This window comes from Paenibacillus sp. N3/727 (genome assembly GCF_022637315.1).
Classification (GTDB): Bacteria; Bacillota; Bacilli; order Paenibacillales; family Paenibacillaceae; genus Paenibacillus_AQ; species Paenibacillus_AQ uliginis.
This window is the reverse complement of sequence record NZ_CP093336.1, coordinates 1396682-1410890: the sequence shown is the minus strand read 5'-3', so window position 1 is coordinate 1410890 and position 14209 is coordinate 1396682. Positions and strand designations below refer to the sequence as shown.

The 14209-nt window shown below is 46.5% G+C and carries 9 protein-coding genes; 4 read left to right on the top strand and 5 right to left on the bottom strand.

Features of this window, described 5'->3' with window-relative positions:
• The first annotated feature begins 173 nt into the window (after positions 1 to 173).
• Both MNQ98_RS06240 and MNQ98_RS06235 read left to right on the top strand, forming a co-directional pair.
• The gene (locus tag MNQ98_RS06240) at positions 174 to 659 is read left to right on the top strand and encodes a PH domain-containing protein (RefSeq protein ID WP_241932412.1); all 486 of its coding nucleotides are present in this window, start codon (positions 174 to 176) and stop codon (positions 657 to 659) included.
• On the top strand, positions 652 to 2388 hold the full coding sequence (locus tag MNQ98_RS06235; protein ID WP_241932411.1) for a PH domain-containing protein: 1737 nt from the start codon (positions 652 to 654) through the stop codon (positions 2386 to 2388). Before MNQ98_RS06240 ends, MNQ98_RS06235 begins: the two co-directional genes overlap by 8 nt.
• Positions 2389 to 2491: 103 nt before the next feature.
• Here MNQ98_RS06235 and MNQ98_RS06230 read toward each other — a convergent pair whose 3' ends face one another.
• Positions 2492 to 6271: a family 10 glycosylhydrolase gene (locus tag MNQ98_RS06230; protein ID WP_241932410.1), complete on the bottom strand. Its 3780-nt coding sequence runs from the start codon at positions 6269 to 6271 to the stop codon at positions 2492 to 2494.
• A 365-nt stretch (positions 6272 to 6636) separates the two neighbouring features.
• Between MNQ98_RS06230 and chrB the strand changes: the two genes are divergently transcribed.
• Together chrB and chrA are read left to right on the top strand one after the other, a co-directional pair.
• Positions 6637 to 7230, top strand: a complete 594-nt coding sequence (gene chrB / locus MNQ98_RS06225; protein WP_277883730.1) for a chromate efflux transporter ChrB — start codon at positions 6637 to 6639, stop codon at positions 7228 to 7230.
• Complete coding sequence (gene chrA, locus MNQ98_RS06220) at positions 7230 to 7769, top strand: chromate efflux transporter ChrA (protein ID WP_241932409.1); 540 nt, start codon at positions 7230 to 7232, stop codon at positions 7767 to 7769. Before chrB ends, chrA begins: the two co-directional genes overlap by 1 nt.
• Before the next feature lie 589 nt (positions 7770 to 8358).
• Here chrA and MNQ98_RS06215 read toward each other — a convergent pair.
• The 4 genes from MNQ98_RS06215 to MNQ98_RS06200 form a co-directional block, all read right to left on the bottom strand.
• The gene (locus MNQ98_RS06215) at positions 8359 to 10614 is read right to left on the bottom strand and encodes an outer membrane protein assembly factor BamB family protein (protein ID WP_241932408.1); all 2256 of its coding nucleotides are present in this window, start codon (positions 10612 to 10614) and stop codon (positions 8359 to 8361) included.
• Positions 10615 to 10759: 145 nt separating this feature from the next.
• Positions 10760 to 11983: a sensor histidine kinase gene (locus MNQ98_RS06210; RefSeq protein ID WP_241932407.1), complete on the bottom strand. Its 1224-nt coding sequence runs from the start codon at positions 11981 to 11983 to the stop codon at positions 10760 to 10762.
• A 23-nt stretch (positions 11984 to 12006) separates the two neighbouring features.
• Positions 12007 to 12699 carry a response regulator transcription factor gene (locus tag MNQ98_RS06205; RefSeq protein ID WP_241932406.1) on the bottom strand — a complete coding sequence of 231 codons (693 nt, stop codon included), beginning with the start codon at positions 12697 to 12699 and terminating at the stop codon, positions 12007 to 12009.
• 33 nt (positions 12700 to 12732) lie between these two features.
• Positions 12733 to 13923, bottom strand: a complete 1191-nt coding sequence (locus MNQ98_RS06200) for an acyltransferase (RefSeq protein ID WP_241933859.1) — start codon at positions 13921 to 13923, stop codon at positions 12733 to 12735.
• Between the last annotated feature and the right edge of the window lie 286 nt (positions 13924 to 14209).

Below are 14209 nucleotides of genomic sequence, written 5' to 3'. Positions count from 1 at the left end.
GTTCAATTATATCTTAATTCCAGCTAAACACTTACGGATTGTGTTAAACAAATATTAAAGTACCCTTCAGTCGGTATTTATGAATTCATGGTAAAATAGATTGAAACATAATTGAGGTCGGAAACTGCTAGAAACACAGACATCAATGCTTGTTACATAAGGGGGAAATACAAATGAATGATCGGCTTGCTTCCATGCGTCGCTGTCATCCCGATTCAATCAGGGCTGAACGTATTGCCGGATTTTTGTGTAATGCTGTATTGATCGCGGTGTCTATCGCGTACATCATTATAGCCCAATCAAAAGATTGGACACTCATCCCGGGATGGATCGGGTTGGGGCTGTTTATATTCACACTCGTATGGTACACATGGGTCACTCCGGTACTGTCCTACCGGACATTCGGCTTCAAAGTGTCCGAGGAAGAACTTGAGCTCCGCTCCGGCTGGATATGGCTCACAGACACCATCGTACCTATGACACGCGTCCAGCATGTCGAGCTGGAGAGAGGCCCGCTGCTGCGAAAATACGGATTGGCTGAAGTGAAGGTCGTAACAGCCGCTAAGACGCATGTCATTATGGCTCTCGAATCGGACGAAGCGGAAAGGCTGAAACAACAGATCGGAGAGCTTGCGAAAGTGGTGGAACACGATGAGTGAACCGGTGGAAAAACACCTCCACAAGCTGTACATCCTGTTCCCGCTTGCCGGCAGTATCAAGTCTTTTATCCCTCTTATTATTTTGTTTGGCTTAAAAATAATAAATGGTGGGTCACTTAAGTCCACACTGGGGTACTGGATTGCAGCCGGTATCACGGCAGTTGTTCTGCTACTGATCATTTATGGTTGGCTACAATGGAGACGTTTGGTATATGTGCTGGAGGATAATAAAATCGTCATTCGGCGCGGTGTATTCTTCCGAGAGGAGCTTTCTATTTACACCGGACGTATACACTCCATGAACATGGAGCAGCCGCTGCTGCAGCGAATTCTCGGATTGACACAGGTGAAAATAGATACACCGGGTAAGACCGATGATGGCGGCAAGCTTCCTGCTATCTCCGGCGCAGAAGCAGAACGCCTTCAACGCTGGCTTAGAGAGCGTACGGCGGCCGGAGCAGCTCAGGACCGAACCAAAGAGAGTTACATAGAAGGGAAAGCAAACGTTTTGCCGGATCCAGCCACATGGCAGAATAACGATGTGATTGAAACCGCAGCGAATGACGGTGCTAGTAACAGCAATTCCACGGCTGCCCTGATCACAGGAAACGAAGAGAAGCCCGAGAGCACACGGAGAGAGTATGAGATCAGCAGAGACGCAAGCCCTATTAACAGTGCCGGGAAAGCCGAAGGAGTCAATACAGCTGTGTCTTCCCATTCTGCAATGATTCCGGAGTCTTCGGATGTTCCAGAAGAACGGACCGTACTTCTGCAGCTATCAGCAGGCCGTCTGTTGCTTGCGGCACTCACGTCGCTCAACTTATCGCTTGCTTTAGCCTTTGCTGCAGGTGTGTTCTCCTTGGCAGACGACATCCTTCCTAAAAATTTGTATGCCAAGCTATTTCAGGAGGCAGGACATTTTCTTCCTGGTGGATGGGTGGCTCTCATTGCCCTTGCTCTCGTCCTGGCCTGGCTCTTATCCGCCGTGCTATATACGATCAAGTATGCTGGATTTACGGTGGAGCGTGTAGGAAAACAGATCGCGGTTACATGCGGCCTGCTGGAACGCAAGCAGATGTTCTTCTCTCCTCAGCGGGTACAAGCTGTATCCGTGAAGGAAGGATTGCTGCGTCAGCCCTTCGGTTATGGCGAAGTGAAGCTCCACGTTCTCACTTCAGAATCAGATAAAAATCTTATGCTTCATCCACTGATTCCGATGAAAGATATTGCGGCACTGCTGGAACGAATTGTTCCGCAGTACACCGCAGATACCGTGGATACCGTCCCTCCTCGGAGAGCGCTGTGGTTGTACCTGCGTTTGGAAGTTCTTCTTACAACGGCTGCGTGCATAGGACTCATCTGGTATTTCAAGACACCAGGATTATGGTCACTCCTGTTGTTTCCGGTCTCAATCCTGTGGGCGATTCTAACACACAAGGACGCAGGCATCGCTCTTCGAGGCAAGCAGCTGACGATACGGTCTCGATTGATCACTCGTACCACCCAATATATCCGCCGGCCACAGGTCATCAGCCTGAAGGTATCAGGTACCCGAAGACAGCGCCGGAATAACCTTCGGTCGTTCGAGGTGAGCCTTATCTCCAGCCAGTATGACGGCAAAATATACAGCTTGGAGCAATCTGCTGTTGAAGCGGTATGGAAATGGTTCCGCCACCCGAAAGGAACCCACTATACCGAAATATCTGCCTCCGAATCGAATCCTCTATGACATAATCTACAATAAAAGGTACCTGCTTAGCGCAGGTACCTTTTGATTTTTATGATTCTAATCGACTTAACGCTCTTTCTTCATAGCGTACTTCGGTTATTCGTTATTGGGCATTGAGCAGGTTCCAGATAATCACGGCTGCCTGTGCACGGTTCGCGATACCTTTTGGCGTAAAGCGGTCATTACCTGTTCCGTTTATAATTCCCTCTTGGGTAAGCAGGGCTAAGGCAGACTTCGCGTATGGAGCAATTTTCTCCTTGTCTTTGAATTTCGAAAGAGTCTCCTCTACCTTGTCAGCTGTCTTTTTGTTCACCAGGTTTAAGGCGTTGGCACTCATGATTGCCATCTCTTCACGGGTAATCGGACGATTCGGTTCAAACTTCCCGCCGCCTACTCCCTGAGCAAGACCAGCCTTCATGGCGGCTGTTATGATGTCATAGTACCAGTCAGATTGCTTAACATCCTTCATGGACGCAGGCACACTTCCTCCCGTCAGTTCAAAAGCACGGACCAGCATAGCCAAAAACTCGGCACGTGTGACCGGCTTGAGCGGCTTAAAGGTATTATCACCAAAACCCTTCACTATGCCTCTTGTCGTTAATTCCTCAATCGCTTCCTTGGCCCAGGAAGCAACTTGGTCTGTATCCTTGAACGCCAGAGGTTTGGTTGGTTCAACTGGCGGTTTAACCGGTGGTGTAGGTGTTACAGGTGGCGTCACCGGTGGTGTGACCGGTTTAGTATGCGTTACAGGCGAAGTTACGGGCGGTGTCACTGGTGGTGTCACCGGCGGATTAGGATCCGTAGGAGTACCGCCTTTTTTGACATGAACCGTAGCAGGTCCACTCTCTTTACTCTCGTTGTGAAGTCGATCAACAGCGGTAACGACATAGGTATACTTACTATTTTCAACTACCGTTGTATCAACGAATGATTGGACAGAGCCTTCCTGTTTGCGTAATGTCTTCAACATTTTTGCCGGATTCTGAATATCAATGGTTTCTTTGTCCAAGAAACGGTAAATCGCATAATAAGCTTCATCGTCCTTGGATCTCCAATTTAGCTTTACGCCCTTCTGGTCATTATGCGCTGTTAGACCTACTGGTGCTGACGGGGCTTTGTTATCTAACCATGGCATGGTCGGAACCAAGGCCGGGTAACGGTACAAATCTTCGCGGAGGCGGTCTGTAAATCCCAGAGGATTCTCCGCAAACCATTTTGCGCTAAAGTACATGCTGCCATCAACCTGTTCAAAGTTTCGGTTGTACTTGATCTGGTTTGGCATTTCCTCCGGATCAAGCCAGCTGTCTACCGAACCAACCCGGTAAATGGCCTGACCGCTGTACAAATGGACGTTCTTGCCTGCGGTAACGTCGCTCCACCACTCAATTAGCTTATCGTAGGCCGCTGGCGCGTAGCCTCTATACCAGTAGATTTGAGGGGTAATATAATCGATCCATTCTTCATCAATCCACTTTTTGGAATCAGCATAAATAGCATCATAGCTGCTGAGTCCATTCGTTTCCGATCCATCTGGAGCATTGGCACTTTTGTTCTTCCAGATGCCGAATGGACTGATGCCAAACTTCACATGACCTTTCTCGGCTTTAATCGCTTCGCTGACGTCCTTCACGAACTGATTCACATTATTTCTACGCCAATCTTCCTTATTCGAGAATCCTATGCCGTACTCAGCAAACGTATCGTCGTCAGGAAAATCCTTACCTGATACAGGATACGGATAGAAGTAGTCATCGAAATGGACTGCATCAATATCGTAATTCTCCACAACTTCCATGACCCCGTCCAGGATAAACTTCTGTGCCTCCGGGATACCTGGGTTAAAGAGGAGTTTGCCGCCATAGGCTTCAACCCATTCCGGGTGCAGTCTTGCCGGATGATCCTCGACCAGTTCGCTTATATTTTCATTCATACTTACACGATAAGGATTGAACCACGCATGGAATTCCATGTTCCGTTTATGAGTTTCCTCGATTAAAAATTCCAACGGATTATAGCCCGGATCCTTACCCTGCACGCCTGTAAGCCATGCCGACCAGGGGCCGTACTTTGACGGATAGAAGGCATCAGCCGTCGGCTTGATCTGCATAATGACTGCATTCATACCTGCAGATTCCAGCTGATCGAGCAGATCGATATACTGCTGCTTTTGAGCTGCCGGGTCAGCACCTTTTACTGGCCAATCGATGTTCTCCACCGTCGCAATCCAAGCCGCTCTCATCTCAGCCTTTGGCATGGCCTTTGATTGATTAACCGTGATATATAGGGAGCTTGTTTTTCCGCCGTATGTGGCAGTTATTCTGGATGCCCCGACCTTCAATCCTGTCACCTTCCCGTTCTCATCTACAGAAGCGACTTCCGGTTTACTGCTGCTGTACACTACACCTTCATTCAATTCAACCTGCTCATTTATCCACGTATAAGTAGCCATAACGATCGTGTCAAAGGAATCTCCGATATTTACAGCCGTCAAGCCACGCAGTTCAATACTCTGCAGTACTGGCACCGGATCCTCCACCGTGATGGAATGTTCCGCCGAGACTCCCTTGTAGACTACCGTGATAATAGCCGAGCCTTTGGACACCGCTGTGAGCTGCCCTGCATCATTCACACTAACGATATTTGGATGACTGTTGATGTAGGTTACTCCGTCAGCAAGCGGCAATGGGTATTCATAACCATCATAAATTGCATACGCTTTCATTTTTCCAGTGACGCTGGTTTCCAGATGTACCGGTCCAGATAATTCTAATTTCTGTGGAACAACCTCCTCGTCAGTTACCTTTAAGTTAAACGTTGCAGGGGATGCATCACCATATTGTGCCGTAATCGTAACTTCGCCTGGCGCTAATGCCTCAACGGTATCGTATGTAGCCCCTGTCACTGTCGCAATGTTTTTATCGCTGCTGCTAAGCTTTACTCCTTCTGTCACCAGAGCAGGCTCTGTCATATTCGCATATGTCGCATAAATGACTGCTCGCTGGGATTCTCCCGTCTGCATCGGGGTCAATCCGGTGATATCCAGGGCATATGCCTTGGAGTCATTGTACATAGCCGTCAGACGGTCAAAGTAGATTGCACCGCTGTTTTTATTCGTATCTTTTAGTTCTGTAACGTAAATTTGAGTCAGTTTCAAAGGAGTGGGTATTGAGGCAGGAACACTAAATGTAATGTATTTCCATCCAGTCCAACTTAATCCTGTCGATGAGGTGAGATCAAGAGCTGTTTTTACACCATCTTCTCCTTGAACCTGTGCCCGTAGCCAGTGATTGCCGCCATCCCCATACACCCATATGCCCATGCTTTTCGGTTTCCCTGGAATGCTTCTTCCAGCCAAGCCACTTAGGTCCTTAAAGTTGATGTATGCTGCGGAAGTTCCAGTCGTACCGGTAAAATCGTAAGATAACTTGGCTGCGTGATGGCCATAATAAATGGTTTCTGGCCTGCTCACCAGACTCAGATCGGATGTTGCCCGAACAGCTGAGGCTTGTATATACGAAAGATTCTCAAACTCCTCGATGACCTCGGATGAGGGATTCACTGCTGCCGGCTCGGCAGAATCCAAAGCCAAGGGATCAACTTGTGTCTCTGTTGGGATGTCTGTTGTGACATCTGTTGAATCCTCCCCAGATGAATCTGCTGGAATATCTGTCGGGGTCTCGCTTGGGGTCTCGCTTGGGGTCTCTGTTGAAATGTCTGCAGATGAATCTCCTGGGATATCCATCGTCATTTCAGTCAAAGGCTCTGCTGAAACTTCTGGAACCATGCTCCCCCATCCCGATAGGGCCGTACTGACCGTCATGAGGAGCGCCATCGTCCAGCATATAACCGTTCTGCTACGCCTGGATTTTCGTTTACTTAACATTCATTAATTCACTCCCTAAATAATATAATGAGTGCCGCTTCACTGCTGAACTTCTTTAGATCAGCCTAACAGAGAAGATTTCCCCACCTCCTTTTTAGGTTTGTGTGAATTCATGAGGCCAATAATCAAGATGCACCCTTATCATATTGAAATTTTATTTCGAATATCAATAGTTTTTTAAAATTTTATTTTGTTTTTTTATGCAGGAATTTTGACATTAGTGGCATAAGACACGGATAAAAAGCATTCTGTAGGGAGATATGAATTAATGCCATTGACCAATTTCGTTGAAAACATATGATAACCTCTATATATTTATACTTACATACGTAAACACAGACCAAACCGGAGAAAGGATCCTTACCTTGAGTAAAACCGGCAATACTTACTTACAACTTACCATCGCGATGTTTCGCACAGGCATTCTCGGTTATGGAGGAGGTCCCTCGGTCATCCCGTTAATCCGTCATGAGGCCGTTACACGTTATAAATGGCTAAGCAACGACGAATTCGGGGAGGTACTTGCACTAGCCAATGCGCTGCCGGGACCGATCGCAACCAAGATGGCTGCCTATTTGGGTTATCAGCAAAAAAAGAGTCTGGGCGCCATTGTGGCCATTTTAGCCCATATCCTTCCAACCTGTATCGCTATGATCGCCCTGCTATCGGCGGTGCAATATTTGAGCAGCTCCAGAATTATAGCTGGCATGATCGCTGGCGTTACTCCCGTTATTGCTGTTATGCTCGGCACAATGGCTTATGAATTTGGTGAAAAAGCTGTAAAGGGACTCGGTATATACGCAGGCATCGGCTTTTTCGCATTGTCATTCGCGCTGCTCGAGACCATCCAAATCCATCCCGCCATCGTCATTGTCCTGTTCCTTATGTATGGTGCGGTGCATTTTAAAGTCGTAGGTAAGATGAAGAAAGAAAGACGGGAAAAGGAGGGGGCTGAGTAATGGAATGGATTGAACTGTTCATCAGTTTTTTTGTCTCCAATGTCCTTGGTTACGGAGGCGGCCCCGCTTCTATCCCGCTTATGTATGAGGAGGTTGTTATCCGCCGCGGCTGGCTAAGCGATCTGGAGTTCTCCAACATGCTCGCCTTAGGGAATGCCCTGCCGGGACCGATTGCCACCAAAATCGCTGCATTTGTTGGATACGGCGTATCCGGCTGGGTCGGCATGGCTTCCGCTTTAATAGCAACCGTAGTACCGTCAGCTGTTGCTCTTATATTGCTTCTGAAGCTGCTTCAGAAGTACCGATCGTCATCGGTTGTCAAAGGGATGACCCTGCTCGTGCAACCTGTCATTGCCATCATGATGCTCACGCTGACCTGGCAGATGGGTAAAAGCTCTATCGTCTCCGTTGGCGCTATGCAGACTCTAGGCATCGCTGCCGTAGCCTTCTGGGCCATGAATATACGCAAAATCCATCCCGCCCTGGTCATTCTTGCAGCTTTTGCTTACGGTGGGCTTGTATTGTCACGGATAGTGTGAGGTGCCGTAGAGGGAGGATAATTTACTACTTCTTATTTTCTACCTCCGCTATGTAGAGTTACACCACCAGCATGCAGCGCCGCATCGCGAGCTGGGAGCTGTGCACGTTGCAACTAATACAGGCACTAGGCAGAGGCACAGAAAATGTACACACAAACACACACTGGCGGACAGAGAATCCGTTATTTATGAAAATCAGCTATTTATTGCGATACTCGCGGACTGAGGTTCCGTTATTTGCTCGTAAACCCCCTGAAATCATTGGGTTAACGGATAATAGCGTATCTCCTGTCCGCATATACACCCAAAAGCTCAGAAATGGAGAAATAGTGGAACGTCAGTCCTCAAGTATCCGCAAGAATAGTATGTTAACGTGGCGGCAGACGAATGACCATCAACATGTTGCACCTCACCATTACACCGCACGCCGGAAGAAGCACAGGGTGTAAGGTTCATGAACAATAGAAACCCAGCGTGAGGACTGAATTCCGAAGTTAAAAAAAAGCCACCGACTTTCTCGGCAGCTTTAACAACCTAATAAGCATCTTACTGTTCTCGTTAACCTTCCCATCACATACCCCGGATCTTTTCAGTCCACCTGATCCAGCATTTGTTCCAATGCCTTAGCATTATAACGCACAAATGCTCCGTTGGCCGTACCGACATAAACCTCCTCGTTGGTCGCATTCAGCGCACCGTTTCTGGCCTCTTGCTCGCGAAGCTCGGCACTTCCCGCATGAACATCATGCAATCTTCCAAGCAGACTACCATCTTCTTTATTCAACACAAAAAGATCGGAAGCATACTGAATGAGCAAATAACGTTCCAATACCGCAAAGCTGCTGTAGACCAGATGCGATAGATCCTCATTGTTGGTAGATGTCATCCGCATCTTCCACTGCACCTCGCCTGTTTTTTTATGAACTGCAGTAGGGATGCCATTTAGAGCTAAATAGATCGTATCCCCCTCAATTACACCCTTGGTAGCTCTGCCCTTAAATGTCCACAATTCCCGCTTCTCCACCGTGTCATAGAGCACACTCTCAATGCTTTTAAATCGACTATTCAAACCGCGCTGCACCAGAAGGTAACGCTGATCCAGCACTTCAAATAATTCATCCGACTTCGCTGGATATACAGCCTCAGACTTGCCGGTTTTAGTGTTGAGCAGCAACCACTCTTCCCCAAGCAATACCCATCTTGTAGTGGAATCTGCAGGCGCCAAAGGTTCAATCCGTTCGCCCCCAGTGTAATAAGGGTTTCTAGCCGGATCATCCAACTGTGTCCCCTTTACGTTCAAGCTCCAGACCGCTTTTCCTGTCATCGGATCATAAGCTTTGAGTTGTTGGTTTTGCTGAATGAGTACGTACGGGGCATCCACCCCTTGATTCAAAATACGGTATTCCCCTGAAAGCGTCTTTTTCCAGCGCACATTCCCTGTTTTGCTGTCCAGTACAGTCAGTGTTCCGTTTTTCGAATTGGGCCCCCAGAGCTCATACACAATGATGGATCGATCAGCAGCTGTCATGCCATAAGCGCCGTCGCTCATCTTCAGCCTTACCTCCCACATGATTGTGCCATCCTCCAAACGAATGTGACGGACACGATCCTCATAATCTTTAATATCAGGATTATAAGCGGAATACATTGTTACATGTTTCTGCTCTGAATCCATTTTGGCCGTAAAACCACCAAATCCCGCATTTTGCTGCCACAGCTTTTTGCCGGTCTTCCGGTTCAAAGCATAAAGCGATGAATTATGGTGAAATCCGCTAAATCCACCGTCGTCGCCTTTAAGAAGCAGCACATCATCATTTCCCCCAATCAAATACGAAAAGTTCAGATCCCCTTGATTTCTCCATACTTGATCAGCTTTCAGGGTACGCGCAAGAGGAGAAGTTACAAAATCATAGGTGAAGTAATAATCGTCTCCAGAGCTGAGTCTGTCTTGATAAGTGTCAATAGAAGGCATTATCCACTCCGTCTGCTTCAGCTTCCCTGACTTGGAAAATGTAACAATAAACTGCGCATCATCCCGCTCGTATCTCCATGTCTCGCCGAGTTGCATCGCTCCTCTATCCTCCATCTGCAGATTAACCGATTTTTCTTTCACCTGCGGTGTGCCAAGCAGCTTAAGTATAGATGCTGAATCATCCCCATCTTTTAGCATGTATGTTACTAGTTCCAGTATAGTACCGCTCGAAATGTTCGAATTCTTGTTCCATAACCCTTCTGGAAGTGCCTTCTTAGATTCAATATCCTTTGCCTGTACCCACAGCACAGACGGACGGTAAATCGTATAATCCTGCTGCCACTTGGCTGGGCTTACAAGAACCCCATACCAATCCTTCCACTGAGCAACCGCGGTATATGAGATGTTACTTTTCGTATCCTTCCACTTCAGATTACTGCCCGGTGTCATGGACAGATTCCGCTTGGATTTCATAGTTACTGTCATAGGCGGGATGCTCTTGGTATGAACAGAGTCCTTCGTAAGGTACCAAGAAGGAATCCACAAGTTGCCGCGGCTGTCATCCTTCACGCCAACCATCTCACCGTCCACAAAATCCACTTTAAACGACTCGCCCTTCTTGCCATAGTACTCAACCTGAAGATTTCGCGGATTGCTGTTCTTGGTTAGTTGAGTTGGAAAATAAACAGCATTTTTCTGCAGAGTTACTTTATCGCCCACCTTGAACATTTGTGAAGGAGCGGCAGTTGAACTCCTAACGGATTCTGCCGTTGCCTGCTTCAATGGTGTGATCGGACTAAACAATAAAGAGACGCTAACCACTGTCATACATCCATAAGTCAGCATTTTGGTGAAGGAATATTGCTTGTTCAATAGAACCATCCTTTCTGGTATAAGCCGCTTACTGATTAAACGTCTCTTCCGGCTCATTAGTTCCATCAACTGGAATTAATTAAAAGAAAAAGACCTCGTCGTTATAGACGAAGTCTCCAAATACAGTTCACCCTGTCGAACAACTTTATGATCGATTTATGAAAAAACGTGTCTCAAAGGTCGTCTTATGACGGTCGCTTCGCACGGTAATTTCCCCGCCCTGAACTTCAATAATGCTCTTCGTAATAGCAAGACCGAGTCCGGTGCCGCCAGTTTGCTTGGAACGAGAGCTTTCCACCCGGTAAAACCGGTCAAAGATAAAAGGGATATCACTCTCGGGTATGGGCTCCCCATAATTGCTAAAACTTACGACAACTTGATCCTTGTCTCTGCGGACAACTACATCTACAACCTTGCCTTCTTGTCCATACCGCATCGCATTCGTCATCAGATTCTCATACGCCCGGACTAGCCGTTCACCATCGGCCATAATTTTAAGCGATTCACCCTCAACCTTCATTACACACTCTATCCCTTGCTTCTCGAAGCTTGGAACAAACTCCTCGATCAACTGCCCGATAAAATCCACCATATCAAGCTCTTTCATGTCCAAAGGAAGCCCATTGTTAATGCGTGTATACTCAAACAGATCATCGATCAGCTTTTTCAATGCCAGTGATTTTTCATAAGCAATGTTTACAAAATACCTCAGCTCCACCTCGTCCTGGTAACGGTCTTCCTCAATGACCTCCAGAAATCCGAGTATGGAAGTCAGCGGGGTTCGGAGATCATGCGAAACGCCGGTTATAAGATCATTCTTCGTTTTCTCCGCGTTACGCTCCTCCTGAATAGAATGGCTCAACTGTCTGCTCATCTGATTAATACTGTCTGCCACCTCGCCGAGCTTACTGCCCGGATCAACCGGTATTTCAATATTAAAATTACCTTTCGCTATCTCCCGCAATCCGTGTGTAATTTCCTCCAAATAAGAATTAAGCTGCTCCGTCATATGGTTAATGCTGTCCGCCACCTTACCGATCTCGTCATGAGACTTGATCTTAATTTGATAGTCAAACCGCCCATTAGAAATCTCCTGCATACCTGTTTCAATCTCTTGCAGATTACGCACGAAACGATTGCTGTTCATATAAATGCTGACAAAAAACACCACAATGCCGATAGTGATCATCACCGGAAGAGACCCGATATTATTTATGACGAAGCGAAGCGGATAATTGATGGGTTCTATTCCAACGATAAAAGTGCTCAGTGAGTACAAAATAAGAAGGAACAGAGCTGTAATAGCGATGCTGGACAACAGCAGAAGGATGAGCTTCCAGCGGACCGTATGGAGTAATTTATTTCTCATATGCCTTCACCTCTGCTTGACATTTACTCAATCTTATATCCGATCCCCCATACCGTTTTTATGTAATTCGGACGCTGCGGATCCTTTTCGATTTTTTCACGAAGCTTTCGAATATGAACCATGACCGTATTTTTGGATTCCATAAATGGCTCATTCCATACCTCGACATAAATCTTGTCCATGCTCAAAACAAGCCCTCTGTTAACAGCCAGCATATGAAGCAGGGCAAACTCTCTTGGGGTCAGTTTAATTTCTCTGCCCTCCACGGTTACACGATGAGATGCGATATTGATGGTCAAATCGTCGATCTGGATCTCATTCTCGTCTTGAACAGGCTTAGTATTAAGCTGGTTATAACGGCGCAGCTGGGATTTTATACGCGCAATCAGTTCCAACGGGCTGAACGGTTTGGTTACATAATCATCTGCTCCAATGCTCAGGCCGGAGATTTTATCGATTTCCTGGCTTTTGGCGGATAACATAATAATCGGTGTATTATTCTCCTCACGGATTTTCATGCATGCCTGTATGCCGTCCATTTGTGGCATCATGACGTCCAGAATAATGAGATCAACCTTATGCGTTTTTAGTATATCCAACGCTTCAAGGCCATTGGATGCACTGAGCAGTGTGTAGCCTTCATTTTTTACGTAAATATCCATTAGTTTAATGATTTCAGTCTCATCATCCACCATTAATATTGTTATTCCAGCCATAGCTCCTCCTTGTGGAAAAATCGATTCTTGCTATCAATTACTGTTTTCTATAGTTATGAGGCTTTTCTCCCTACGGGTATGACTTCTCTTGGTTTTTGAAATATTGCCAAAAAGAATCCATGAGAAAGGAACATAGCGTACCGTAAGTGCCACAACGATCCAGGAACAGCAGAGCGCGAATATGAACCCGCCTGCATACCAAATATGTGAAATAATCGGACTACCGCTTAGCGGCGGGTACTGCCTGTACAGAAGCAGAAAGAACGGATGGATCAGATAAATACCGAACGAAAGCGCGCCAAGCCGTTCCAGCGTGGAAGTAAGTCCACGGGGTGCTTTCCGGTACACGACAAAGGCCAATTGAAGCAGTGTGAGCGCCCCTAAATACGTATGCAGGTTCCACATCAGCTCGTATAACGTGGAATTGTACATGGCACCGTACAAGCGATAGTTGTAATACAAGTATACATGAGTTAATCCGGCCGCAGCCCAACAAGTCCATAAAACAATCCAGCCAATCATTCGAGACCATGTAGCCTTATCCAGGCTCAGGGTCAGCCAGCCCTTAAGCTTCGGATAATAAATGCCGATGCAAGCGCCCAGCATGAAATAGGCCATGTAAGATAGAGACCAACTCCCCTTATTCGGGACTTGCCAGTAGTATTTATTTAGCAAAACAAAAGTCCATTGCACGGCAAGTCCGATTGGGATCGCCCATCGGGTCAGCAGCGGAGCCTTTTTAAATAGCCATAAGATAATCGGAAATAACACATAGAACTGAATGCTGATGAATACAAAGTATAGATGTGTATAAGCCTTTCCCGTCAACAACTTGCCTATAAAGCTTTCAACTGTATCCTGTAGTGAGCGATCTTGATAGTGGAGCATATGCAGCAGTCCGAAATAAAGTGCAGAGAACACGATGTAAGGAATGATTATAAATAGCATTCTTTTCTTAAAAAATCCGCCAATCAGCTCTTTCGTCAATGGCCGTTCGTAATAATTATAGAACAGTACAAAGCTGCTCAAGAAAATAAACGTTGGCGTCCCGTATTTCATAAATATGTTCATGAAATTGTATAGGAAGAAGTAGTTGGATCCCGTCATTGCTGTGGATGCATACGAAGTGGAGTGGACAGACAGCACCCCTAGAATGGCGAATGCTCGTACCAACTGCAGCTCAGGAATATTTTCTCGCTTCTTCTGTAGATCAGACTTATTCATCATAGCTTATTCCCTCCGGTATAACTAGGTCGTCCGCTTCAGAATGAAGCAGCTTAACCTACTATACAGGACAGTTCTTAACGCTATACTTCCTAAGTTCTTAACAATTGCTTAAGTTTTTACTCACAACAGGGGAAAGTACTCTGTCCAGATTTATATTCCCTTGCATGCAAATAACAAATGATATAGATATCTCTGTTGTGAGACGCTGCGCGTACGAATCGTTCCTACGATCGCTCTTGCCCCCGAATTATTTGAATTATTTTTTAACGGGAAAAATTCGGGG

Bases quoted from the DNA above. Each gene is read 5' to 3' on its own strand.
- MNQ98_RS06240 (WP_241932412.1), top strand. From the start codon at position 174: ATGAATGATCGGCTTGCTTCCATGCGTCGCTGTCATCCCGATTCAATC.
- MNQ98_RS06235 (WP_241932411.1), top strand. From the start codon at position 652: ATGAGTGAACCGGTGGAAAAACACCTCCACAAGCTGTACATCCTGTTC.
- MNQ98_RS06230 (WP_241932410.1), bottom strand. From the start codon at position 6,271: ATGTTAAGTAAACGAAAATCCAGGCGTAGCAGAACGGTTATATGCTGG.
- chrA (WP_241932409.1), top strand. From the start codon at position 7,230: ATGGAATGGATTGAACTGTTCATCAGTTTTTTTGTCTCCAATGTCCTT.
- MNQ98_RS06210 (WP_241932407.1), bottom strand. From the start codon at position 11,983: ATGAGAAATAAATTACTCCATACGGTCCGCTGGAAGCTCATCCTTCTG.
- MNQ98_RS06205 (WP_241932406.1), bottom strand. From the start codon at position 12,699: ATGGCTGGAATAACAATATTAATGGTGGATGATGAGACTGAAATCATT.
- MNQ98_RS06200 (WP_241933859.1), bottom strand. From the start codon at position 13,923: ATGAATAAGTCTGATCTACAGAAGAAGCGAGAAAATATTCCTGAGCTG.